The 24,047-nt window shown below is 64.6% G+C and carries 22 protein-coding genes; 6 read left to right on the top strand and 16 right to left on the bottom strand.

Annotated elements, in window-relative coordinates:
* Window positions 1-14: 14 nt before the first annotated feature.
* From UP10_RS23980 to UP10_RS23970, 3 genes are all read right to left on the bottom strand, one after another.
* Window positions 15-971, bottom strand: coding sequence for a PDR/VanB family oxidoreductase (locus tag UP10_RS23980; protein ID WP_044589695.1), 957 nt, complete (start codon window positions 969-971; stop codon window positions 15-17).
* Entirely contained in the window at window positions 968-1,495 is a 528-nt protein-coding gene (locus tag UP10_RS23975; RefSeq protein ID WP_044589694.1) for an MOSC domain-containing protein, read from the bottom strand. Before UP10_RS23975 ends, UP10_RS23980 begins: the two co-directional genes overlap by 4 nt.
* A gap of 87 nt (window positions 1,496-1,582) precedes the next feature.
* Window positions 1,583-2,896 carry an MFS transporter gene (locus tag UP10_RS23970; RefSeq protein ID WP_044589693.1) on the bottom strand — a complete coding sequence of 438 codons (1,314 nt, stop codon included), beginning with the start codon at window positions 2,894-2,896 and terminating at the stop codon, window positions 1,583-1,585.
* Window positions 2,897-3,394: 498 nt separating this feature from the next.
* On the opposite strand from UP10_RS23970, the gene UP10_RS23965 reads away from it, so the two are divergent.
* Window positions 3,395-3,988, top strand: coding sequence for a helix-turn-helix domain-containing protein (locus tag UP10_RS23965; protein ID WP_245321857.1), 594 nt, complete (start codon window positions 3,395-3,397; stop codon window positions 3,986-3,988).
* 47 nt (window positions 3,989-4,035) lie between these two features.
* Here UP10_RS23965 and UP10_RS23960 read toward each other — a convergent pair whose 3' ends face one another.
* The 4 genes from UP10_RS23960 to UP10_RS23945 all read right to left on the bottom strand — a co-directional run bounded on the left by UP10_RS23960 (window position 4,036) and on the right by UP10_RS23945 (window position 7,787).
* Window positions 4,036-4,428 (bottom strand): c-type cytochrome, encoded by a 393-nt coding sequence (locus UP10_RS23960; protein ID WP_050043790.1) that lies wholly within the window; start codon window positions 4,426-4,428, stop codon window positions 4,036-4,038.
* A gap of 13 nt (window positions 4,429-4,441) precedes the next feature.
* Window positions 4,442-6,427: a thiamine pyrophosphate-binding protein gene (locus UP10_RS23955; RefSeq protein ID WP_050043789.1), complete on the bottom strand. Its 1,986-nt coding sequence runs from the start codon at window positions 6,425-6,427 to the stop codon at window positions 4,442-4,444.
* A 250-nt stretch (window positions 6,428-6,677) separates the two neighbouring features.
* The gene (locus UP10_RS23950) at window positions 6,678-7,421 is read right to left on the bottom strand and encodes a hypothetical protein (protein WP_044590085.1); all 744 of its coding nucleotides are present in this window, start codon (window positions 7,419-7,421) and stop codon (window positions 6,678-6,680) included.
* A gap of 120 nt (window positions 7,422-7,541) precedes the next feature.
* Entirely contained in the window at window positions 7,542-7,787 is a 246-nt protein-coding gene (locus UP10_RS23945; protein ID WP_044543035.1) for a hypothetical protein, read from the bottom strand.
* 104 nt (window positions 7,788-7,891) lie between these two features.
* Here UP10_RS23945 and UP10_RS42175 point away from each other — a divergent pair, with 104 nt between their 5' ends.
* A complete protein-coding gene (locus tag UP10_RS42175; protein WP_156180223.1) occupies window positions 7,892-8,539 on the top strand; it encodes a hypothetical protein in 648 nt (215 codons plus the stop codon).
* Here the strand turns inward: UP10_RS42175 and UP10_RS23935 are convergent.
* Window positions 8,536-9,516, bottom strand: a complete 981-nt coding sequence (locus tag UP10_RS23935; protein ID WP_044589691.1) for an NAD(P)H-dependent flavin oxidoreductase — start codon at window positions 9,514-9,516, stop codon at window positions 8,536-8,538. The two genes, UP10_RS42175 and UP10_RS23935, sit on opposite strands and share 4 nt — an antisense overlap.
* Window positions 9,517-9,604: 88 nt before the next feature.
* On the opposite strand from UP10_RS23935, the gene UP10_RS23930 reads away from it, so the two are divergent.
* Entirely contained in the window at window positions 9,605-11,167 is a 1,563-nt protein-coding gene (locus tag UP10_RS23930; RefSeq protein WP_044589690.1) for an AMP-binding protein, read from the top strand.
* 104 nt (window positions 11,168-11,271) lie between these two features.
* On the opposite strand, the gene UP10_RS23925 is transcribed toward UP10_RS23930, so the two are convergent.
* From UP10_RS23925 to UP10_RS23890, 8 genes are all read right to left on the bottom strand, one after another.
* Window positions 11,272-13,377 carry a hybrid sensor histidine kinase/response regulator gene (locus UP10_RS23925; RefSeq protein ID WP_044589689.1) on the bottom strand — a complete coding sequence of 702 codons (2,106 nt, stop codon included), beginning with the start codon at window positions 13,375-13,377 and terminating at the stop codon, window positions 11,272-11,274.
* Window positions 13,374-14,873: an ATPase domain-containing protein gene (locus UP10_RS23920; protein WP_044589688.1), complete on the bottom strand. Its 1,500-nt coding sequence runs from the start codon at window positions 14,871-14,873 to the stop codon at window positions 13,374-13,376. Before UP10_RS23920 ends, UP10_RS23925 begins: the two co-directional genes overlap by 4 nt.
* 121 nt (window positions 14,874-14,994) lie before the next feature.
* The gene (locus tag UP10_RS23915; RefSeq protein ID WP_044589687.1) at window positions 14,995-15,768 is read right to left on the bottom strand and encodes a thioesterase family protein; all 774 of its coding nucleotides are present in this window, start codon (window positions 15,766-15,768) and stop codon (window positions 14,995-14,997) included.
* Window positions 15,768-16,739 carry an NAD(P)H-dependent flavin oxidoreductase gene (locus UP10_RS23910; protein ID WP_044589686.1) on the bottom strand — a complete coding sequence of 324 codons (972 nt, stop codon included), beginning with the start codon at window positions 16,737-16,739 and terminating at the stop codon, window positions 15,768-15,770. Before UP10_RS23910 ends, UP10_RS23915 begins: the two co-directional genes overlap by 1 nt.
* Before the next feature lie 213 nt (window positions 16,740-16,952).
* On the bottom strand, window positions 16,953-17,501 hold the full coding sequence (locus UP10_RS23905) for a hypothetical protein (RefSeq protein ID WP_082077234.1): 549 nt from the start codon (window positions 17,499-17,501) through the stop codon (window positions 16,953-16,955).
* 47 nt (window positions 17,502-17,548) lie between these two features.
* Window positions 17,549-18,130, bottom strand: a complete 582-nt coding sequence (locus UP10_RS23900) for a YqaA family protein (protein WP_044589685.1) — start codon at window positions 18,128-18,130, stop codon at window positions 17,549-17,551.
* 64 nt (window positions 18,131-18,194) lie between these two features.
* Entirely contained in the window at window positions 18,195-18,596 is a 402-nt protein-coding gene (gene hisE, locus UP10_RS23895; protein WP_044543027.1) for a phosphoribosyl-ATP diphosphatase, read from the bottom strand.
* A gap of 126 nt (window positions 18,597-18,722) precedes the next feature.
* Window positions 18,723-19,148, bottom strand: coding sequence for a hypothetical protein (locus UP10_RS23890; protein WP_044589684.1), 426 nt, complete (start codon window positions 19,146-19,148; stop codon window positions 18,723-18,725).
* A gap of 235 nt (window positions 19,149-19,383) precedes the next feature.
* Here UP10_RS23890 and UP10_RS23885 point away from each other — a divergent pair, with 235 nt between their 5' ends.
* The 3 genes from UP10_RS23885 to UP10_RS23875 all read left to right on the top strand — a co-directional run bounded on the left by UP10_RS23885 (window position 19,384) and on the right by UP10_RS23875 (window position 23,923).
* Entirely contained in the window at window positions 19,384-20,442 is a 1,059-nt protein-coding gene (locus UP10_RS23885; protein WP_044590082.1) for an ABC transporter substrate-binding protein, read from the top strand.
* 97 nt (window positions 20,443-20,539) lie between these two features.
* Window positions 20,540-22,318, top strand: coding sequence for a glucan ABC transporter ATP-binding protein/ permease (locus UP10_RS23880; protein ID WP_044590081.1), 1,779 nt, complete (start codon window positions 20,540-20,542; stop codon window positions 22,316-22,318).
* Window positions 22,319-22,519: 201 nt separating this feature from the next.
* Window positions 22,520-23,923: a D-alanyl-D-alanine carboxypeptidase family protein gene (locus tag UP10_RS23875; protein ID WP_502692248.1), complete on the top strand. Its 1,404-nt coding sequence runs from the start codon at window positions 22,520-22,522 to the stop codon at window positions 23,921-23,923.
* The last annotated feature ends 124 nt before the right edge of the window (window positions 23,924-24,047 follow it).

Here is a 24,047-nt window from a genome sequence, read left to right as displayed (position 1 = left end):
CGCGCAGCCGCCAACTACAGATCCAGCACCAACCGATCATCCGCGGAGCCGGCAACGCAGACCATCAGGCTGCGTGCACGCTCTGCTGGAGACAGGACACGGTCGCGATGGACCGGCGCGCCTTCGAGCCAGTTCACCTTGCATGAGCCGCAGATGCCGCCGCAGCAGGAGGCCGGGATATCGACATTGAAGCTCTGGATTGCGGACAGCATGGTCTGCCCCGGCGCGACGCGTGTCTCGAGTCTGGAGCGAGCCAGCACCAGGGTATAGGGTTTTGCGTTCGGATCGACCGGCAGAGGCGGCGGCACGAAACGCTCGATGTGGACGCGCTCGGCGGGCCAATCGCCCGTGGCATGCTCGAAATCGTCGATCATGCTCTCGGGGCCGCAACAGCCGAGACCGATGTGGCACTCTTGGCGCCCGATGATTGTTGCAAGCTCGGGGCGCGCGCGCGCGGCGGTGTCGTGAAGCACCAGATGCCCGGACACGGCCAGCGGTGCCAGCAGGCGTCGAAGCGGCGGCTCTCCCCGCGACAGCAGATGCAGCGCGAAATCCGCCCGTCCGGTTCGCATCAGAAAGGCGGCCGCCGACAGGAACGGCGTGACGCCGATGCCGCCGGCGACGAAGATGAACCTCTCGATATCGTCAGACAGATCGAGGCCGCCGCGTGGCAGCGACACGCCGATGCTGTCGCCAACCCCGATCTCATCATGCAGTTTCACCGAGCCGCCGCGGCCGTCACGCTCGCGCTTGACCGCGACGAGATATCGGCAGTCGTCGGCGGGGTCGTTGCAGAGCGAATAGGTCCGCACCAGTCCGCCCGGCAAATGCAGGTCGATATGCGCGCCCGGCCGGAACGGCGGCAACTCCCAGTGATCGGGATCGACCAGCGAGAACAGCTTTACGCCGGCACCGCCGTCCTCGATGGTCTCGACCACGGTCTTGACGGTCGTAATCGGTGCCGCGCTCATGCGTCGTTCCGTACCGCATCGCCGACCCGCACGATGCCGCCTTGCAGGATCCGGCAATTGAGCCCGGAGCGATTGATCAGCGGATCGAAGATCGCCTTGCCGGTGATCTCCTCGATGTGCCGGCAGGGAATCGACAGCCGCGTCGCCTCGAGCAGGATTTCGCCGAGCCAGAACCGGCGGCCGACCAGATGCGTCAGCGGCACGCCGGCAACGGTGACGTTGCGCCGGTGTTCCTCGGGACCGAGATCGATATTGTGATCGCGCTTGAGCGCCACCAGCGTCTCGTCTTCGAACAGCGTCACCTGCCGTCCCTCCTCCGGCTTGTGCGAATAGAAGCCCTGCTCGCGGCCGATCATGTAGCGATCGCCTTCGATGCCCTTGCCTGCGATCAAGACGATCTCCGGCATCGAACGCATCGGCAGGAACGCCCGCGGTGTGAGGTGGAGATGGCGCACCACGCCGGTCCATGATGGCACGACGGATTCAAATGATGATGTTGAGGGTTGCTTGAGTGTATCCAGCATTGTCATTTCTCCCGGAGAGCGACGTCGGTTTCTGGTTTTGAGAGGCAGTGTTCGCGGGCGATGCGCGAGCGCATCGCTCCACCGCCGTCAGCTGAGTTCCTTGTTGGCCATCTCCGGCGCGAACGATGTCGCGACCGCCGTGATCAACGCACAGCCGATCAGGAACAACGAGACCGGCCAGGTGGCGCCGGCCCAATTCATCAGCCCGGCCGCGATCAGAGGGCTGAGCCCGCCGCTCAGCGCGGCACCGACCTGGAAGCCGAGCGAAGCGCCGCTGTAGCGCAGCTTTGCGGTGAATAATTCCGAGTACCAGGGCGCGCCGATCCCGAACATCACCATCTGGCCGAAGCTGATGGCTGCAACAATCGTCGCGATCACGATGGCCGGCTCGCGGGTATCGAGCAGCCAGAACATCGGAAAGGCAAACAAAGCCGAGAATACGCAGCTGGCGTAGAACATGGCCTTGCGGCCGACCTTGTCCGACATCCAGCCGAACAGCGGGATCGAGAACAGCGCGACAAACGACGCGACGAAGGCACCGTTGAGCACCAGGCCGCGTGACAGGCCGAGCGTGGTCGTCGCGTAGGACATGATGAATACGCCGGCGATGCTGGCATAGGCGATTTCGGAGATCTTCAGGCCGACCGCGGTGAAGAACGGGCGGCGATGATATTTGAAGATCTCGACGATCGGCATCCGCACGACTTCGTTCTTCGCCTTGAGCTGACGGAAGGCTGCAGTCTCTTCCAGGCTGAGCCGGATCCACAGGCCGACGCCGACCAGCAGGATCGAGACCAGAAATGGAATGCGCCAGCCCCAGCTGATGAATTCGCTCTCGGGCAATTGCGAGACCAGCGCGAAGATGCCGATCGCCGCCAGATTGCCGACGGGGTTGCCGACCTGAACCATGCTGCCGAGCAGGCCGCGTTTCTCGGTCGGACAATTCTCGACCACCATCAGGACGGCGCCGCCCCACTCGCCGCCGAGGCCGATGCCCTGCAGGAAGCGCAGCACGATCAGCAGCACCGGCGCGGCGACGCCGATCTGCTGATAGGTCGGAAGCAGACCGATCAGGAAGGTCCCGAGCCCCATCACCATGATGGTAATGGCCAGCATTGCCTTGCGGCCGACCCGATCGCCGAAATGGCCGAAGATCGCAGCGCCCAGCGGGCGGGAGAGAAAGCCGACCGCGTAGGTCCCGAACGCGGCGATCGTCGCCAGCGCCGGATCTCCGGCGGCGAAGAATATCTTATTGAACACCAGCGCGGTGGCGGCGCCGTAGATCAGGAAGTCATACCATTCGACGGCGGTGCCGATCACGCTCGACCACACGATGCGGCGCATCGTGGCGACATCGTTGGTGACGGGAACGGCGACATTGAACTCTTCGGCAACGGTCATTGTTCGCTCCTTGAAAAGACATGTTCAGTTTCAAGCGCAGGTCTTCGTTCCGTGCCGAGGCTCCCCGCGGCACAGTCCGGTCGTTCGATGCATCATCGCTGGCTGCTCGGCGCCCCAGCGCGGGCGTTGGAATTCAGGAGATCGCGGCGATCGATGATTCCCGGTACGATCCGGCTCTCCCTTCCCTCAAAGGCTGCCCTTCCCTCAAAGGCTGCTCGAGGGAAGACGATCATGTTTACTGACAGAAATCAACGCCGCGAGATCAGGCATTTGGCCAGAAACAGCGCAGCAGGTCGCTTCTGCTCACAAAATGGGCCAATTTAAATGGTTTCTAACGGATTCTGCATATCATTTCGCCGCCAAAGCGAACTCTTTTTGCAGCGCGTGTTTACTGTTGGGATCACATCACTGTGGTTATTCGCCGAGCGCTCTTGCGTGCCCGCCGCCACGCAGGCACACAGCAGGGGGCCTGAGGACGGGAGATGATCCTTGCTTGATATGAGCAAAACCGCCGGCGTCGGAGACAATCTGCGCCAGTTGCGGACGGCCAAGGGACTGACGCTCGATCGGCTGGCCGGGATGAGCGAACTGACCCGCGGTTACATCTCGCTTGTCGAGCGCGGGCTCAAGGCACCGTCCATTGCGGCCTTGATGCGCATGGCCGCCGCGCTGGACGTCAATGTCGCCACGTTCTTCGATCCCAAAGCCGCAGCAGGGCCACGCTACACCATCCATCGGCACGAGGATCAGGGCGCGGCGCCTGCAGCCAACGGCTCCTTCGACCTGTTCGCGCTCGCCGCGGCGCGTCCGCACAAGAGCATGGAGCCATTTCTGCTCAGGCCCCCGTTCAAAACGTCACCGCCCTCGGTCCGGACCCGTGAGACAATTCAGAGGTCGTTCCACTCCGGCGAGGAAATGCTGTTCGTCGTCAGCGGCCGGGTCGCCATCGAACTCGACGGCGAGGAGTTCAAGCTGGAAAGAGGCGATTGCCTGTACTTCTCCGGCGAGACTCCGCATCAGGTGAATAGCCTTGGCCGGCAGAAGGCCGAGGTCCTCATCGTCATTGCCACGGGCAAGTCCGAGAAACGGTAAACCCGCCGACCGGCCTGGCGCGGTTGCGCGCGTTCGCGAACGATCCGTCAATTGTTCAGGATCGGAATATCCTTCGCCGGCCTCGGCCCGGGCAGCGAGCTCAGGAAGGCGTGGATGTCGGCGGCGTCCTTGTCTGAGAGCACCTGCTCCGAGAACGACGGCATGTCGTTCGGCGCCTCGCGCAGGAAGGCGATGAAGGAGTCCACCGGCAGCGCGATCTGCGCCAGCGCCGGGGTCAGATAGTTGAAACGGCCGCCCTGCCCGGCGCGGCCGTGGCATTCGAAGCACCCGTCCGCAAGATAGAGCCGCTTGCCGTTGACGGGGTCGCCGGCCGGTGGCGCATCATCCGCGCGCGACGAGACAACGATGCCGCCGGCCGCGAAGGCGCCCGCAATCATGACGACGGCTGCGATACGCAGCACGGACTGATTGATCCTCATTGTCACCCCCGCTTCAACGCTGATCCATCACGACGTCGAGCAGTGCCGGCTGGCCGCTCTTGACCATGGCGACCGCGCGCTTTAGCGCCGGCGCGAGCGCGTTCGGATCGCTGATCGGGCCTTCGCCGTAGACGCCAAAGCCCTTGGCGAGGGTCGCATAGTCGACAAAGGGATCCTTGAGCGTGGTGCCGATATCGGCCTTCGTGATGCCGCGGCCACGGCGCGCGGCCATCGCCTGCAGGTACATGTATTCCTGATGATAGGCGCGGTTGTTGTGCACGATATAGAGCATCGGAATCTGGTGATGCGCGGCGGTCCATAGCGTCGACGGCACGAACATGAAGTCGCCGTCGCCGCCGATCGCGACCGTCAGCCGGCCCTGCCCCTTGTTGGCGAGCGCGGCCCCGAGCGACGCCGGCAGGGTGTAGCCGACACCGCCGCCGCCAGCGACGCCGTTCCAGCGATGCGGTTTGTCGAAATTCCACAGACGATGCGGCCATGACAGCCCGATCGAGGTGCCGACCAGCGACCAGTCCTCGTCCTTGATCTGGTTGTAGAGCTCGGCGCACAGCCGCGCGGTGGTGATCGGGCTTGCGTCCCAGCCGATGGTCGCATCCGACTTCGCCTGCGCAATGGTGGCGAGCTTCGCTGCCGCGAGCTTCTTGCCGCGCGCATCGAAGGCGGCCTTGCGGCCCTCGTCGACCTGGCGCTTGACCTGCTCGATCAGCGTCGGCAGGCTCGCCTCGGCATCGCCCGTGATGTCGAGATCAACTTCCTGGTAGCGGCCGATATCCTGGTAGTTGGCCTTCATGTAGAGGCCGCGGGTGCCGAGCGTGACGATTTTGGCGGTCTTCTTGGTGCGCGGCTCCGAGCTGCGCACGATGCGATCGTGGAAATCAGAGAGCGTGCCCCAGATATCGTTGAGCTCCATCGCCACGATCAGGTCGGCCTGCGACAGGATGGAGCGACGGAATGACTGGTTGAGCGGATGGCGCGATGGGAAGTTCATGCGCCCGTAATTGTCGATCACGGCGCATTGCAGCGTTTCCGCCAGCTCCACCAGGCGCGGCATGCCGGCCTGTGTGCGCGCCACCCGGTCGCAGATGATCACGGGATTCTCCGCCGCGACCAGCATCTTGGCGAGTTCGGCCAGCGCCGAATCGTCGCCTTGCGGCGGCAGTGCCGGGGTGAATCTCGGGATCCGCAGGCGATCGCGGTTCGGAATCGGGTTTTCCTGCAGCTCCTGGTCGAGCGACAGCATCACCGGCGCCATCGGCGGCGTGGTTGATATCTTGTAGGCGCGCACCGCCGATTCCGCGAAATGCTGCAACGAGGCCGGCTGGTCGTCCCATTTGACGAAGTCGCGGGTCAATGCTCCCGGGTCGATCGCCGAATGCGGCCATTCGACACCCGGCCCGCGCTTGTCGGCCTCCATGATGTTGCCGCCCATCACGATGACGGGGACGCGGTCGCACCAGGCGTTGTACATCGCCATCGAGGCATGCTGCAGCCCGACCACGCCGTGGCAGATCATGGCCATCGGCTTGCCTGCCATCTTGGCGTAGCCCTGCCCCATATGCACCGCGATCTCCTCGTGCGGACAGGTGATGATCTCGGGCCTGGTGTTGCCGCCATAATTGATCACAGCCTCATGCAGGCCGCGGAAGCTCGACGCGCAATTCATCGCGAGGTAATCGATGTCGAGCGTCTTGAGCACATCGACCATGAAGTCGCCGCCGCTCGAGCTCTGATTGACCGGGTCGGCAGGCGGCGGCATCGAATCGGCCGCCGCGAGCTTCGGGCCGGGAACCGTGGCCTTGGGACGCGCCTGCGGAAATGCCTGCATCGCGGTGTTGGCCGCGGCCGGCGTGCCGAGCGCCGCGGCGCCGGCGATGGTCGCGCCCTTCAGGAAGTTCCGGCGGCTGCTGTCTTGGAGGCTGGTGTCTTTTAGGCTCGCGTCTTGCGCGCCATCGCGGCGCGAGCTGCTGCGTTTAGACATGGATTCCTCTCCGGGAACTCAACCAGATGCCTACGAGCTCGTTGCTTGTTGACGGAAGTGTCGTACCGAACCTCGGAAGCGGTCAACACACAGAAGTGTCAGCATGCAGCTTTGGCTGAGGTGCTCCGCGAAATCGGCGGGGGAATGAAATGAAAGCGGTCGTGATCACAACGACGCCGCGCTTGCACGAATTCAGTGAGGAGCGCAGCCCGGGAAAACCCGCCGAGCCGACCGCCGCGAGTCACGCGCCTCAGATCATCGCGGCGACTCTTTCAAGTCCGATCAGGCGTGCGAGCGAGCGCACTTCGCTCTTCTGATCTTCGCGGAGCTGGAACAGCAGCGGCATCGCCGCCGATTTCAGCTGCTGGACTTCGTCGGAATCGGGGTCGATCGGCATGCTGCCGGCGGCGGGATCGCCCTGCCGCTTCGCGTGGATCTTGCGCGCAACGGCACGCAGCGCGCTCTCGACCGGCGGCCAGTAGGATTCCTGATCCGACGACAGTTTGAGCCGCTCCTTGATGCCGGCGATCTGGGCGTCACTCAGCAGAGCGTAGCTCTTCTGTGGCGCCGGCTTGGCGGCAGCCTTCGGTTTGGGCAATGCCGCGAGGACCGGCGCTGTTTCGGTGATCTTCGGCAGGCCGACATCGGAGGGTTCGGCGGAGGCATAGGCCTGCCGCAGGGTGTCGGATACTCCCGGAATGTTGGCTGCAGGGATATTGGCTCCAGGAATATTCGCTTGGGCGCGCTGTTGCAGCGGCGACGGTGCAGCCGAGGGTTCGGCCGCCTGGGGCGGCTCATAGGCAGCGACCGCGAACGTGGCGACCGCGAGCCTGTCCTGCTTGCCGGCCTTGTTGGAGACCGGAGCCGCCTCGGCGGTCGCAGCGGCAAGCCGGGACGGCGCCGTCGGAACGCTGTCGCGGCCAAGGATGGCGGTCACCGCGACGCCGGCAAGGAGGAAGCAGGTCAGCGCGACGAGGGTGATGGCTCTGGTCAAAAACGTCTCCATTCCCGGCCGGTGTCATCGCAAGCTGAAGGCCAAATGAGGCTTTAGCGTGCCACCAAGGCGGCGGGAGGTCGCCAAACTGGGTGAAAATCCTGCTGAAACGGCCGAAAATCAGGCCGCGGCAGCAAGCTCATAGGCTTCCTGGATATCGGCGACGATCTCATGGGCCGGCCACAGGGCGCCGGGCTGGACCGCGCGCAGGCTGACAGTCCAGTTGGTCCGGCGGGTGCGCGGCGTGCTGACGATATCGAATTCGACCTGGCGGCACAGCGGATGACGCTGCAGGGCGTAGAAGACCCGGGTCCTGAGTTCGTCGAGCGTTGCGGGGCTCTTGGCAAACAGCGCCTCAAAATCCATGTCGCATCCCCATCATTGCCGGCCGTGGCGGCAGGCCATCCTGTGGCGCTATTGTTGGGGCGATCGTGGTTAATGCCGCGTTAAGGCCGGCAGGCAGGGCAATTGTGGACTCGCAAGCTCAGACGACGACCCCTGCGGCAAGGCCATCGGTTCGCGGCGGCCTCACCGTAGCGGTCACGATCTGCGCGGTGACGCTGCTGATCGCCACTTTCGAACTGTCGATGGCCGACTGGCCCTCGAGCCTCGTCGAAATGCTGCTGCTGCCGCTCGCCGCGTTGCTGTTCCTCGGCTGTGGCGCGTGGTCGCTGACGCAATTGCTGCGGATCAGGCAGGACGGCGCGACATTCGCCGGCCCCTTCCTGGTTTGCGCGGCGACGCTGGCGATCCTGACCTACGCTCCACTGCAGGACATCTATCTGCAATGCGACTTCCACTGGCGCCGCGCCGCCCGCGACGCGATCGTAGCCCGAGTCGCGCGCGGCGAACTGAAGCCCAACGTGGATGACAACGGCAATTTGATCGCGCTTGGCGACGACGGCCCTTCGGTGTCCCTCGGCAACGACATCGTGGTCGACGAGGCCGACAAAGGCACCTATGTGCTGTTCTTCGCCGTGCGCGGGCTGAAGCACAGTTTCAGCGGCTTCCTGCACGTGCCATCAGGCGGTGATCCGAGAAAGTTCTTCGAGTTCGACGACAAGCCGCCGACGCGGGTGGTGGCCTACGGCAACGATTGGTACTTCGTGGCGAACTAGACGAGTCTGATCCGCGCGCTCGCCGCCTCGTACTCCGCCACTGTCCGCGCCACGAGATCGTCAACCGAAAGCACTTCGGTCACCCCAGAGGTGGAATGGCCACCACTCCAAATGTCGCGCCAGCGCTTTGGCCGGCTTTCGCGGGCACCGATATCGATGTCCTTGCCGATGTCGATCGCGCCGCGCGACGGCAGATCGTCCGGATCGAGACCGGCTGCCTCGATCGAGGGCCGCAGCATGTTGGTCTGCAGGCCGGTGAATGCCGTCGTGAGCAGGATGTCGTCCGCGCTGCTGTCGACCAGCATCTGCTTGTAACTGATATCCGCCATGCTCTCGCGCGTGGCGATGAATTTCGTACCCATATAGGCAAGATCGCAGCCGAGCGCCTCTGCGGCGCGCAGCGCGTGGCCGTCGCTGATGCCGCCGGCGAGCACGATCGGGCCGTCGAAGAAGCCGCGCACGGCGCGGACGAACACGAACGGGTTGAGCCAGCCGGTCTGGCCGCCGGCGCCCGCGGTCAGCAGCACGAGCCCATCGGCACCGGCCGCGACCGCACGCTCGGCATGGCGGATCGAGGCCACGTCGGCGAACACCAGCGCGCCAGAATCATGCAATGGCCCGACCACTGGCGCGGGCGAGCCGACCGAGGTGATCACGATCTCCGGCCGGTGCCGCAGCAGCACCGCGAGATCCTGCGCCAGCCGCGCGTTGGAGCGGTGCACGATCAGATTCGGGCAGATCGGCGCGGCCCGTCGCCCGTTCGCATCCGCATGCGCTTGCAGGCGGCGCTCGATCTCGCCGAGCCAGCTATCAAATTGTTCCGTCTCGCGGCAATTCACCGTCGGGAACGAGCCGATCACGCCATTGCGGCAGGCGGCTACCATCAGTTCGACGCCGGAGACCAGAAACATCGGGGCTGCGATCAGCGGCAGCCGGAGGCGCTCACGAAAGCGGGCGAGAGGATCGGTGTCTGGCAAGCTGCTTCTTCCCCGTCACTTTGTGTTAGCGTTGCCCAACATTGGCACGACGAAAGCCAAAGACAAAGCAGTTGGGAGGACGAGACCGATGAGCAATCCGCTCTACGCATTTCCGGCGGTGTGCGAACAGGCGCGGCGGGCGCTGGCGCGCTATCCGTCGCGAACGGCCTTCGCCTGGCCGGGCGGATCGCTGAGCTATCAGGGCGCGACCGACCTGATCGGGCGGATGCAGAGCGTGTTCATGGCACTTGGTTTTGCCCCCGGCACCCGCGTCGCCCTCCTCACCGCCAACCGCGCCGACACCTGGTGTGCGGCGGTCGCCGCGCAATTGTCACGGCTTGCCATCACCTGGCTGCACCCGCTGGGCTCGCTCGACGACCAGCTGTTCCAGATCGAGGACTCCGATGCGCAGATCCTCGTCGTCGACGGCGTCACGTTTCACGATCGCGGCGGCGAGCTCGCAACGAAAGCGTCCGGACTGAAGACCGTGTTCACGCTCGGCCCAGCCGGCTACGGCGCCGACCTGTTGAAGGCGGTCGAGGCCGCCGGCAGCGCAAGTCCGAAAAGCTTCGCCCAGCACAACGACATTGCGATCTTGAACTACACCGGCGGCACGACAGGCAAATCCAAGGGCGCGCTGCGCCATCATCGCGAAAATAGCGGCTCCGCCAATGCGATCCTCGCCGACTTCGAAATTCCCGAGACCCCGCGCTACCTCACGGTCGCGCCGATCAGCCATGTCGCGGGGACCAAGGTGCTGCCGACGCTGATGCGCGGCGGTACCGTGCATATGCTGAAGGGGTTTGACCCCGAGGCCGTGTTCAAGACCATCGCGCGCGAGAAAATCAACTTCACACTGTTCGTGCCGACCATGATCTATGTGATGCTGGATCATCCTGCGCTCGACAAAACCGATCTCTCCTCGCTCGAACTTTTGCTCTACGGCGCATCCGCGATGTCGCCGAGCCGGCTGGTCGAAGGGATCGAGCGGATCGGGCCGGTGTTCTCCCAGCTCTACGGCCAGACCGAATGCTATCCGATCTCGGTGCTGCGCAAGGCCGATCACAATCCGAAGACACCGGAGCTGTTCCTGTCTTGCGGCTTCCCGATCGCCGCCTGCCGGGTGAAGATCCTCGACAATGACGACCAGGAAGTCGCGACCGGCGAGGCTGGCGATATCTGCGTGCGCGCCCCCCATGTGATGGCCGAATATTGGAAGCGGCCGGACGCAACGGCGGAGACGCTGAAGAACGGCTGGCTGCACACCGGCGACATCGCGCGCAAGGACGAGCGGGGCTACATGTTCATCCTCGACCGCAAGAAGGACATGATCGTCTCCGGCGGCTTCAACATCTTTCCGCGCGAGGTTGAGGATGTACTGTCGCAGCACGCCGATGTCGCGATGGTCGCGGTCGTCGGCGTGCCCGACGACAAATGGGGCGAGGCCGTCACCGCGGTCGTGGTGGCGCGCGAGGGCGCGACACCAGACGCCGACGAGCTGATCAACCTCGTGAAGACGAAGAAGGGCTCGGCGCATGCACCAAAGCAGATCCAGTTCGTCAAGGAGCTGCCGATGACCGGCGTCGGCAAGGTCGACAAGAAGGTGCTGAGGGCCGGCTTCTGGACCGGCCGCGACCGGTTAGTGGGATAAGCGCAGATGCGTAGGGTGGGCAGAAGGCGCAAAGCGCCGTGCCCACCATTCTCGGCGTGCTCGCGACGGTGGGCACGCTCTCGCTTTGCCCACGGGCTGTCCCGTCATCCTGAGAGGCTGCGGGCGCCGGCCGCGTCCGCGTTCTGTTCGGCAGCTCCGCCCAGCAACTGATCGAGTCGCTCGCGCAGCTGATCCTGGTGGTAGGGCTTTGCGAGCCGCGGCAGGTCGACCTGGCTGCCCTCGGGCAGTTCGGCGTAGCCGGTGGCGAGCAGGACCGGAAGCTGCGGCCGGACCCGGAGCGAGGCGGCGACGAGTTCGATGCCGGACATGCCGGGCATCATGTGATCGGTCATCATCAGGTCGATCGGCTGGTCGCTCCTGAGGATTTCGAGCGCACGCAGTCCGGAATTGGCACCGATCACGCGATGACCAAGGTCTTCCAGCATCTCCGTGGTCGACATCGCGATCAGCGGATCGTCGTCGACGAACAGGATCACCGCGGAGCGCTTCATCTTCTGCGGCGCCGGGGCGGAGCTTTCCAACTCCGGCGCTGAGGTCGCGACCGGAAGCACCAGCGTCGCCGTGGTACCCTTGCCGAGCGTGCTCGCAAGCTGCAGCGCGCCGCCGAGCTGCACGGCGAGGCCATGCGCCATCGACAGGCCGAGTCCGGTGCCCTTGCCCACCGGCTTCGACGAGAAGAACGGCTCGATCGCCCGCTTCAGGACATCGGGCGCCATGCCGGTGCCGCTGTCGACCACCGACAGCTTCAGGTAGTTGCCGGGCCGCACCGATGGATCGTTCCTTGCCTTCCAGAACGCGAGCTTGATCTCGATCACACCGCCGTCCGGCATCGCGTCCCGCGCATTGATCGCCAGATTAAGGATCGCGAGTTCGAGCTGGTTGGTATCGACACAGGCCGCCGGCAGTCCCTCGGGAATGTCCAGCCGCAGCGCGACGCGCGGCCCGAGCGAGCGCTCGAGCAGATCGCTCATGCCGCGCACCAGCGCACCGAGATCAACCGGCACCGCGCGCAGATCCTGCTGGCGTGCGAACGCGAGCAGCCGCTGCGTGAGCGACGCACCACGCTCGGCGCCCTGCAGCGCGCCCTCGACCAGGCGGTGCAGGCGCGGATCCTTGGGCATGCGCTTGCGCAACAGATCGAGATTGCCCATCACCGCCATCAAGAGATTGTTGAAGTCGTGCGCGACGCCGCCGGTGAGCTGGCCGATCGCTTCCATCTTCTGCGCCTGCCGCAACTGCTCCTGTGCTCTTTCACGCGCCGCGACTTCCAACATCAGGTCCGTGGTGCGCTGCTCGACGCGCTGTTCGAGCGTCGCGGTCAATTCCGCGAGAGCGGCGCGCTCGGCGGCGAGCTGCGCCAGCAGAGCCTCGCGCTCAATCTCCGCGGTCTTGCGCGCGGTGATGTCCGAGCAGACACCGACCAGCGACTTGGTGCCGCCATCCGGCTGGCGTACCGCGCGGGCCCGAACGTCGACCCAATGTTGCGAACCATCCGGCCAGATCACGCGGTACTCGATGCGGTAATCCCGGCCGGTTTCGATGGTATCCTGCACAATGGCCAGTCGTCGCGCCCGGTCGTTAGGGTGCACGGCCTCCAGCAGGTCCTGATAGGTGAAAGGATCGCTGCCGCGCCGCCCGAAATAGGATTTGCAGGTGTCGGAGGCCTCAAGCTCGAAATCGGGAAGATGCAATTCCAGCGCGCCGAGATGACCCGCATTCATCGCGGTCTGCAGCAGGCCCTCGCTTTCGGTGAGGTCATCCAGAATGGCGCGGGCCTGATACTGACGGCGCCGGGCCCTCACCGCGGAGCCGACGATGCTCGCAAGCGTGGTCGGATGGAACGGGCGTTCGATGAAGGTGACGTTACCGAGAATTTGCCCGAGCCGCACCGCGTCCGGGTTGCGCTCGGGGCCGCCGCCCTGGCGCGTCAACAGCACGATCGGAAAATCCGACCATGAGGGCTGATCGTTGAGCCAATTCACCAGCCTTCGCAGGTCCGCGGTCTTGATCGCCTCTTCAGCGATCACGGCAAGCCCGGCGCCGCTCTCGATCTCGTGCATCAGCCCCGCAAGATCGGCGCACGGATTGGCGTAATAGCCGGCTTCCCGGATCAGGGCGGCCGCAACGGAGGCGTCGCGTCCAGTTGGCGCGAGGACGATGGCGCGCTCCGACGAAACGCCCGGTTTCACGCACTGTCCTCCTGCAACAGGGGCTGGCCCTCTCCGACATAGACCGGAATGCCGGTCAGCACACCCTGGAAGCCCTCCAGCGGCGCGCCGATCGTCAAGCCGCGGTGATCGATGCGATATTCGCGGATCGTGGTCTCATGCGCGCCGGTGCGCTTCTTGATGACCGACATTGCCCGCCGCACTTTGCCCATTGCCTCGAAGTAGCGCAGCAGGATCACCGTATCGGCGAGGTAGGTGACATCGACCGGCGCCTTCATGTCGCCGACCAGCCCATGCTGCGCCACGGTCATGAAGGTCGCAGCACCCTGCCGGTTGAGGTATTGCAGCAGTTCGTGCACGTGAAGGATCAGCGAATTCTCCTCGGGCATCGCCGCCTGATAGCCATTGAGGCTGTCGATCACCACGGTCTTGATCGCGTCCTCGTTGACCCGCTTACGCACCCGGTGCGCAAATTCGCCGGGCGACAGTTCGGCAGCGTCGACTTGGTCGACGAAGAGATTTCCCGCCCGCTGCATCGCTTCGAGGTCGATGCCCATCTTCTTCAAGCGCGTGTAGAGCAGGCCGAGTTCTTCGTCGAACACGAACATGGCGGCCTTCTCGCCGCGCGCGACCGCGGCCACCACAAAGACGATCGCGGAAAGCGATTTGCCGGTACCGGCCGGCCCCAGCACCAGCGTGCTGGACCCCTTGTCGATGCCGCCGCCCAGAAGCTGGTCGAATTCACCGATCCCGCTCGACAATTGGCCGGGTTCAAATCCCTTGCGGTGCTCGGAGGCCACGAGCCGTGGAAACACGTTGACCCCGCCAGTCGTGAGGGTCGAGTCGTGATAGCCGCCGCGAAATTTGGTGCCGCGATATTTCGTGACGCGCACCCTTCGCCGCTCCGCGCCATAGGCCGGGGCCAATTCCTCGAGCCTGATAACGCCGTGCGCAATACTGTGCACCGTCTTGTCGGAAGCTTCGGCAGTCAGATCGTCAAGCAGTATCACCGTGGCATCGAACTTCGCGAAGTAATGCTTGACCGCGAGAATCTGCCGGCGATATCGCAGCGAGCTTTGCGCCAGCAGCCGGATCTCGGAAAGACTGTCGAGCACGACGCGGCGCGGCCGGGTACGCTCCACCACATCGAATATCTGCTTGGTCGTCTCGCCGAGTTCCAGGTCCGACGAATAAAGCAGGCTCTGCTGCTGCTCGGAATCGAGCAGGCTTTCAGGCGGCAGCAGCTCGAAAATGTCGAGGCCATCGCCGAGCGACCAGCCGTGCGAAGCGGCCCCGCCACGCAGCTCCTGCTCCGTCTCCGACAGTGTGATGTAGAGGCACTTTTCGCCAGCGCGCACGCCTTCCATCAGGAATTGCAGCGCCATCGTGGTTTTGCCGGTGCCGGGCGCGCCCTCGACCAGGAACAGGTGTCCGCGCGAAAATCCTCCCGACAGGATATCGTCCAGTCCCCCAATTCCCGTTTTTGCAATGTCGTTTGGCGCCTGAAACGAACTCATGGGACCCCCCTTACCGGTGGGTAAAGCGCCGCGGCATCAATAGGTTCCGATCAGGCCGGGGCTATTTTGAGGAACGGATTCCGACCCAGCGAACGCCGTTCGCGGCGATCGACTGCAAGGCCTAACGCTTCTCGATCACGAGACTCTGGACCGCCCGGCCGAAATAGCCGTGCTGGTCGGCAAGCCGCGACATCGCAAGCCCTGCACCGTCAGGCCCGATCCAGGACTCACCGTTGAGCAGAATCCAGTCGCCGATCGGCTGGCGTGCGAGGTTCACCGTGAGATCTGCATTGATGAAGGTCCACTTCGCGAAATCCAGCGCCGGCGAGGTACCGTTGGAGAAATCCGAGGCGACCACCGCGCGCATCGCCTGCGAGACCGCTGAGCCTGCGATCAACGGATGGTCGACGCGAAACCAGATCGCGCCGGGACCTGTCTGGCCGAAGCGGCCGCGCGCGGCACGCATCGAGATGGATCGCACGAACGGACTGTTGGCGAGATCGCCAGGCTCGACCAAGCATTGGTCGGGCCCGGGCAGCTCGACCGGCAGACCGCCGATCCCGGGCGGCAGCTCCGCCGTCTGCGCCTTGATCTTCAGCACGCTGGCGGAGACCACGACGACGCCGTCGGCCTTGAGCCTGATGCCGCAGAGCTGGATCTTGCGGCCCTCGCGCAGCACCTCGCTTTCGATCGTGAGCGGCGCGACCGGCACCGGACGCATCAGATCGATCGTCACGCGCGCGACATGCATCGGCACGGCGATCGGAATGGCTTCAGCGGCCCAAACCACGAGGGCCGCCGGCGCGGAGCCGTGCTGCATCCGCGGATCCCACGGACCCGCAGCATCGGGGCTGGTGACGACGCGGTTGCCGTCAACGCTGAAGATCGGATGCATCAGGCCAGCGGCGGGTCGATCGCCTCGTCATATTCTTTTTTGAACCGCGCGATCAGCTCGGCCGCGGGCAGCACCTTGGCGATGCTGCCGACGCCCTGACCCGAGCCCCAGATTTCCTTCCAGGCCTTCGGCTTGGCGCGCTCGCCGGAGGAATCGGTGCCGAAGCTCATCTTCGAGGGATCGGAGGTCGGCAGATTCTCCGGATCCATGCCGGCCGCGACGATCGAGGGCTTCAGGTAGTTGCCGTGCACGCCGGTGAACAGGTTGGAATAGACGATGTCCTCGGCGGACGAATTGGTGATCATGCTCTTGTAGCCTTCGACCGCGTTCGCCTCCTGCGTCGCGATGAAGGCCGAGCCGATATAGGCGAAGTCGGCACCGATGACACGTGCGGCGCGGATCGCGCGGCCGTTGGCGATGGTGCCCGACAGCGCGATCGGCCCGTCGAACCACGCCCGCGTCTCCGCCACGAACGGGAACGGCGAGATCGTGCCGGCATGACCGCCGGCGCCGGCCGCGACCAGGATCAGGCCGTCGGCACCCTTCTCGATCGCCTTGTGCGCGAACTTCTGGTTGATGACGTCGTGGAAGACGATGCCGCCCCAGCCATGGACGGCCTGGTTGAGCTCCTCGCGTGCGCCGAGCGAGGAGATGATCATCGGCACCTTGTGCTTCTCGCAAAGCGCCATGTCGTGATCGAGCCGGTTGTTGGACTTGTGCACGATCTGGTTCACCGCGAACGGCGCCGACGGCCGCTCCGGATGGGCCTTGTCGTAAGCGGCGAGCTCTTCCTTGACCCGGTGCAGCCATTCGTCGAGCAGCTCCGGCGGCCGCGCGTTCAGTGACGGAAACGAGCCGACCACGCCGGCCTTGCACTGCGCGATGACGAGGTCGGGCACGGAGATAATGAACAGCGGTGCCCCGATCACGGGAAGAGACAGACGGCCCTTGAACAGAGCAGGCATGGACATTGGCGGCGGATCCTTGCGTTGGTCAGGCGGAACGGAGTCCCCGCCCGGAGATGGCTGGCATCATACCAACAAGGCAATCTTTCCACTGTCAAGTATTGCGTTTGGGCGCTGCGGGATGAATGACAAAAGCTCACCCGGATGCTGCATTTTTCTCAGGCATTCTGGCATCCCAGAGCCGGTTCAGCCAAGCCGATGCGAAGCTTGGTGCAAGGCCTATTGGCAGATCGCGCGTGTCACGAAATTTTCGGTCTTGCAGTCGTTCGGTCCGCGCTTGTGGCCCGGCAGGTAGACCAGCGGCGAGCATTTCTCGGAGGCATCGGTATCGAGGCTCTTGCCCTCCTTGAAACCCTTGCTCTGGCAGAGCCGGTCGGCGCCGATCTTGCAGTCGGGCGCGCCGTTCGAGGCAACCACGCAGGCCGCGCGTCCCGAGACCATCGAGGAGGGCCGCGCGATGTTCGACAGGTCGTTCATGGTCTCGCTCGGGCTCTTCAGCGCAGGCAGCACCGACTTCGATTTCTCGAACAGCTTTCCGATTTCGTTGATCAGCCCGGGATTCTCGCGCTCGGCCGATGCGGGCGGCAACTCGATCTGCTGCGGCTCCGGTGGAGATGGTTGCTGCGCCGGCGACTGCACGCCGAGCACAGGCGGCTCGGCCTGGGCCCAACCGAAATCGGTCGCTGCGAGGATCATCGACAGGGCGAGGCCTGCGATCACAGCACGTGCACCATCAAGACTTCGCAGGTCATCGATTCCATCAGCCATCGTGGCCAGCGTACAGGAAGCTCGAAAGCCGGCAAAGCCGACAACCGCTAGATCAGCTTCACTGCGACAACAAAGCCCAGCACCAGCACGATCGCGAAGATCGCGACCCACAGCCCGAGCCGCTTCTCCAGCTCCTTGCGGATGAAATCGCCATAGCGGTTCAACACGACCGCGACGATGAAGAAGCGGCCGCCGCGTGCGACGATCGAGCACAGGATGAACAGCCAGATGTTGTAGCCGGCAAAGCCCGAGGTGATGGTCACGAGCTTGTAGGGGATCGGCGTCAGCCCCTTCACCAGGATGATCACCGCGCCCCACTGCGCATAGGAGGCGCGGAATGCGTCCATCTTGTCGGAGAGACCGTAGAGATGGATCAGCCACTGCCCGAGCGAGTCGTAGAGCAGCGCGCCGATTGCGTAACCGAGCACGCCGCCGGCAACGGAGGCGACGGTGCAGATCGCCGCGAACCACCACGCCCGCTTCGGCCGCGCGAGCGACATCGGCAGCAGCATGATATCGGGAGGCACCGGGAAGAAGGAGCTCTCAGCGAAGGCGACGCCCGCGAGAATCCAGAGCGCGTAGGGCTTGTCGGCGGCGCCGATGCACCAATCGTAAATCCGTTTCAGCATGGCCGCGATGAACCATCATGGAGTGGATTTGTCCATGCCGGGAATCGGCTGATTTTCGGGCGATTTACGACCGCCCTTTGCGCAGGCGGTTTTCCAGCGCGTCGATTCGACGCCGAACCACGGGAACGGGCGCGGATTTGGGCAATTTGACCGGTGATTTCGGCAGCTTCTCGGCGATTCCGAGCAGACGCTCGCGGCGCTCCATCTCGTGCCAGACATCCTCCGGCTTGATGCCGGTTGAAGCCCACAGGACGGTCAGATTGTAGAGCAGGTCGGCGCTTTCACGGACCACGGCATCGGACTTGCCGCTGACGGCGTCGATCGCGACCTCGATCGCTTCCTCGGCGAGCTTCTTGGCCATCTTGGCCGGACCGCGCTGAAACAGCCGTGCCGTGCGCGAAATTGCCGGATCAAGATCCCTGGCCGCGATCACCGCCTGATAAAGCCGCTCGATCGAATCATTCATGCGTCCAGCCTAATCGAAACTCGTCGCCAGCGTGTTAACGGCTTGCTTGACAACTAAAAAATCCACCGGCCGGGCGGCCGGTGGATTCGATCTTTGTGACAGTTGTGCGAACCGTTACGGGTCGCGTCAGTACGGCTGGTAGGACAGCCCCGACCGGTTGCCGTAATAGCCGCCGCCATAATAGGCCGGACCACCACCGTAGTAGACGGGACCACCACCGTAATAGCCCGGGCCACCGCCATAGTAGCCGTAGGCATCATAGTCAGCGCGACGGTTCTGCGACGCGATAATCGCGATGCCCGTGCCGACGATGCCGGCGAACGCGGCGGCCGCCACGGCACCACCGCCGCCGCCACGATAGTAACGGCGCCGTGCGCTGATATCGGTCGCGCCGCTCGTGCCGTTTGACATGGTTACAGTCGCGGGCTTGCCCGCTGCAGCAGAGCCGGCAGACGCCATCGTCGGCTCAACGGCCGTCAGCGCCACCGCAGCAATTGTCGCCAGCGTGGCTGCGCGGCCAATGGACGAAAAAACACCCTTTCGCGCAAACATTGCAATCATCCTTTGTGGGAGCCGGCCCCGATGGGCCTTCGACAGCTAACCACCGGCTTTAGATTAGGTTCCGCAAACCAAATGCAAGCTGAACAGACCGCGGCAACATCGTGGCAGTCATCGGTCATTCACCTTCCCTGAGGCAGAATGTCGTTAAATTGACGCTTGCCATTACGCATTCGATGTCATGAAACAGGCGCCGGCGCGGCACTTTGTCTCGCCCCCGGATGTCATGATGCAGGTAAGTCGGACCACTGCTCTCCGCTTGATGATGGCTCTCGTGATCGGGCTCGCGGGCGGCGTGTGGCCCGCAGCAGCGCCGTTGCGCGCCGCGGGCGATCCGCTACCGCCGCTCGCCATCCAGTTCACGCTCGACCGGCCGCTCGATGCCGCCGCAGCACCGTTCGTGATGGCGGCGGTGGGCGGCCTGTTCAGCGCCGAAGGCCTTTCCGTCGGCACCAACATCGCCACCGGTTCGGCTGATGCGATCGCACGCGTCACCGGCGGCGCGAGCGACTTCGCCCTCGTCGACATCAACGCGCTGATCCGATTTCGCGACACGCCGGGCGCCGCGCCCGTGAAGGCGGTGTTCGTGCTGTTCAACCAGGCGCCCTACGCGATCATCGCCCGCAAGAGCCGCGGCATCAGGGCGCTGTCGGACATCCAGGGCAAAACCCTCGGCGTCGCCGAGGGCGATTTGTCGATCCGCCTGTGGCCCGCCGTCGCCAGGCAGAACGGCATCCAGTTGGGAAGCGTCAAGCAGAACAGCATCAGCGCCGCGGTGCGTGAGCCGATGCTGTCGGCCGGCCAGGTCGAAGCCGTGACCGGCTTCTCCTATTTGTCGGCGATCAACCTGCGGGATCGCGGCGTGCCGGCCGACGATCTGGCCGTACTGCGCTTCGCCGACTATGGCTGCGAGGCCTATGGCTTTGCCGTGATCGTCAGCCCGCGGTTAGCCGCGGCGAAGCCCGACGCGGTGAGGGGTTTTGTGCGGGCGGTGATCGGCGGCACCAACCTCACGCTCAAGGACCCCGCGCGCGCGACGACCGAGGTGGTCAGCCGGATGGATGGCGGTTCGGCCGAACTGGAGCAGGAGCGGCTGCGCGCGATCATCCGCGACAACATCCTGACCGGCGAGGTCAGGCACAACGGCATCGGCGGCGTCGATCCGGCGCGCTTCGAGCGATCGGTCGACCAGCTCGCGGAGGATTTCAAATTCCAGAAGCGGCCGCACGTCACAGACATCTTCGACGAGTCATTCCTGCCGCCGCGGGATGACCGGCTGATCAACTGAGCAAAACGCGCGCTCGCCGCTGGCCCTCGGTGGCGAACCCTGATTAAATTGCATCCCGCCTGATCGGGCGGTGATCGCCTTTGAGAGTCCCGCCGGCATGTCCATGCTCCGCCTCTATACCCGCGTCCTGGAATTGCTTGGCAAGGAAGCGCGGCTCGGCTGGATCCTCGCTGCCGCCAATCTGCTGCTCGCCGGCGCGCAATTCGCCGAGCCGGTGTTGTTCGGCAAGATCGTCGACGTGCTGTCGGGCAGGCCCGCCACCGGCCTGTTCGCGACCTCCTCACCATGGCCGCTGCTGGTGGCCTGGGCAGCGTTCGGCCTGTTCACGATCGGTTGCAGCGCAGCCGTGGCGCTGCAGGCCGACCGGCTGGCGCACCGCCAGCGCCAGGCCGTGCTGACCGGCTATTTCGAGCACATCATGCAGCTGCCGCTGACCTTCCATTCCGGCACCCATTCGGGCCGGCTGATGAAGGTGATGCTGAACGGCACCGACGCGCTGTGGCGGCTGTGGCTCGGCTTCTTTCGCGAACATTTCGCCGCGATCATGTCGCTGATCGTGCTGCTGCCGCTCGCGCTCTACATCAACTGGCGGCTGGCGATCCTGTTGTTCGCGCTCTGCGTCGTCTTCACCGTGCTGACCACGCTCGTGGTGCGCAAGACCTACGGCATGCAGAGCGAGGTCGAGGCCTACTACAGCGACCTGTCGGCGCGCGCCTCCGACGCACTCGGCAATGTCGCGCTGGTGCAGAGCTTCGTGCGGATCGATTCCGAGGTACAGGGCCTGCGCTTCGTTGCCGAGAAGCTGCTCGCGGTGCAGATGCCGGTGCTGTCGTGGTGGGCATTGGTCACCGTCATCACCCGCGCCTCCACCACGATCACGGTGCTCGCGATCTTCACCGTCGGCATCGCGCTGCACGAGCAGGGCCTGACTACGGTCGGCGAGATCGTGATGTTCGTGTCGTTTGCCACCATGCTGATCCAGAAGCTCGAGCAGGTGGTGGGCTTCATCAACAGCGTGTTCATGGAGGCGCCGCGCCTGCAGGAATTCTTCGACGTGCTCGATGCGGTGCCGACAGTGCGCGACCGGCCGGGCGCGATCGACCCCGGAAGGCTCTCCGGCCTGATCGAGTTCAACGATGTCTCGTTCTCCTATGACGGCAAGCGGCCGGCGATCGAGGATCTCTCTTTCACCGCGCTGCCAGGCCAGACCATCGCGCTGGTCGGCCCGACCGGCGCCGGCAAATCCACCGCGATCGCGCTCCTGCATCGCGCCTTCGATCCGCAATCCGGCATCATCGAGATCGACGGTATGGACATACGTGCGCTGAAGCTGACGGCGCTGCGGCGGAACATTGGCGTCGTGTTCCAGGAAGCGCTGCTGTTCAACCGCTCGATCGCCGAGAATTTGCGCGTCGGCAAGCCCGATGCGACCGACGAGGAACTGCGTACCGCTGCGGCGCGTGCGCAGGCGCTGGATTTCATCGAGCGCAGCGAAAAGAAATTCGACACCCATGCGGGCGAACGCGGCCGCATGTTGTCCGGCGGCGAGCGGCAGCGACTGTCGATCGCACGCGCACTGTTGAAGGATCCGCCGATCCTGATCCTGGACGAGGCGACCAGCGCGCTCGACGCGGTCACCGAGGCCAAGGTCAACGCGGCTCTCGATGAAGTGATGAAGGGGCGCACCACATTTGTGATCGCGCACCGCCTCTCCACGATCCGCTACGCGACGCGCATCCTGATGTTCGATCAGGGACGGGTGATCGAAAGCGGAACTTTCGATGAACTGGTCGCAAAAGGTGGCCGGTTTGCCGATCTCGCACGCGCCCAGTTCATGGTACAGGAGGAGCAACGGGCCGGCATCGAAGCTCCATAATTCCGGCTTTCCAATTGAGGCGGCTGCCGAAATTCAGCCTATTTCGTCCACGATTTAATTATCCGGCCCCTGTTCTCCGCTGCCGCTCCGGTATAGGTTTGCACCGCCGCGAAGCGGCTCCCGGACAGGCTTGAAACCCGAACGTCATATCGCAAAGACCTCCTTGTTGAAGGCGGGTCTCAAAGGACCGGAACCGGACTCGTGCAATTTCTTCGCCCGCTGCGGCACAACCCGTCATTGAAATGGATTCTAGCCGCGGCGATGCTCGTCATCGCAACGCCGCGCATGGCCCAGGCCGAGGCGCTGCTGGTGGTCGAAGCCGACACCGGAAAGGTGCTGCAGGCCGACAATGCGACGATGCCGTGGTATCCGGCCTCGCTCAGCAAGATGATGACGGCCTATGTGACGCTGAAGGCAGTCAAGGACGGCCGCGTCTCGCTCGACACGCTGGTCACGGTGTCGCCGATCGCGGCCTCGCAATCGCCCTCGAAGATGGGCCTGCGGCCCGGCACCCAGGTCACCATCGACAACGCGCTGAAGATGATGCTGGTGAAGTCGGCCAACGACATGGCCGTGGTGCTGGCTGAAGGCGTCGGCGGCTCGATCGACGGCTTCGCGGCGATGATGAACGACAGCGCCCAGAAGCTCGGCATGACGCAAACGAGCTACGTCAACCCGAACGGCCTGCCCGCCGACGGCCAGATCACCTCGGCGCGCGATCTTGCGATCCTCGCCCGCGGCATCATCCGCGACCTGCCTGAATACGAGTATTTCGTCCACATCCCGTCGATCCGGTTCGGCCGCCGGATCACGCAGAACTTCAATCGCCTGATCGGGCGTTATCCGGGCGCCGATGGCTTCAAGACCGGCTTCATCTGCGCGTCCGGCTACAATCTCGTCGCGTCGGCGACGCATGACGGCAAGCGATTGATCGCCGTCGTGCTCGGCGCGTCCTCGGGAAAAATGCGTGCGGTTCGCGCCGCTCAACTACTGGATCGCGGCTTTGCCAATAACGGGCTGGCCTGGCTGCGTCCCTCGCTCGGCACCGTCGACAATCTGGTGCCGATCGATGCCTCGCCGCCGAACCTGCGCGACGAGATGTGCGGCAGCAAGCACAAGCGGCCGGCCAGCGACGAGGACGAGGACACTGTGGCCAGTAGCGCCGGCAGTTCAGCCACCAATGGCGAGGGTAGCGCCGCGACCTTCTTCGCCGCAGGCCTGCAAGCCGCGATGCCGAAGCCGTCCGAACTGCTGGCCTTGCCGCCCGCGCCGTCGGAGCCGATCGTGGTTTATACCGGTCCGACCAGGACCGGCGCCGCACTGATCGCGGCGGTCGCGGCCGACAGCGAGAAGGAACAGCCGGTCAGGCGCGGCAAGCGCGTCCGTGTCGTCGCCAGGGCCAGCAAGCCAGACGCGGCGGCCGATGCCAAGGGCGACGCAAAGCCGGTGGCAGCAAAGCCCGTGCGCCATGCCAACGCGAAGCCCGATACCGCAGCTGCGAAGCAGGCCGCGGACAAGCCTGCTGCCGCCGCGGCGGCAAAGCCCGCTGCTTCAAAGCCGAAAGCCGCGGCAAAACCGAAGACCGAGGCCAAGCCGGCAAGCTAGCGGGGCTCTGGCTCTTCACCATTCAATGCGTCGATAGCGCGCAGCGGCTTGCCATCGGCCGCGGCATCGCTTCATACTGCCGAAAACAACGCGGCCAAGTCCGAAAACCCGGAAGCAATCCGGG

This window comes from Bradyrhizobium sp. LTSPM299, assembly GCF_000938235.1.
Lineage (GTDB): Bacteria > Pseudomonadota > Alphaproteobacteria > Rhizobiales > Xanthobacteraceae > Bradyrhizobium.
This window is presented reverse-complemented; position numbering and strand designations above follow the sequence as displayed.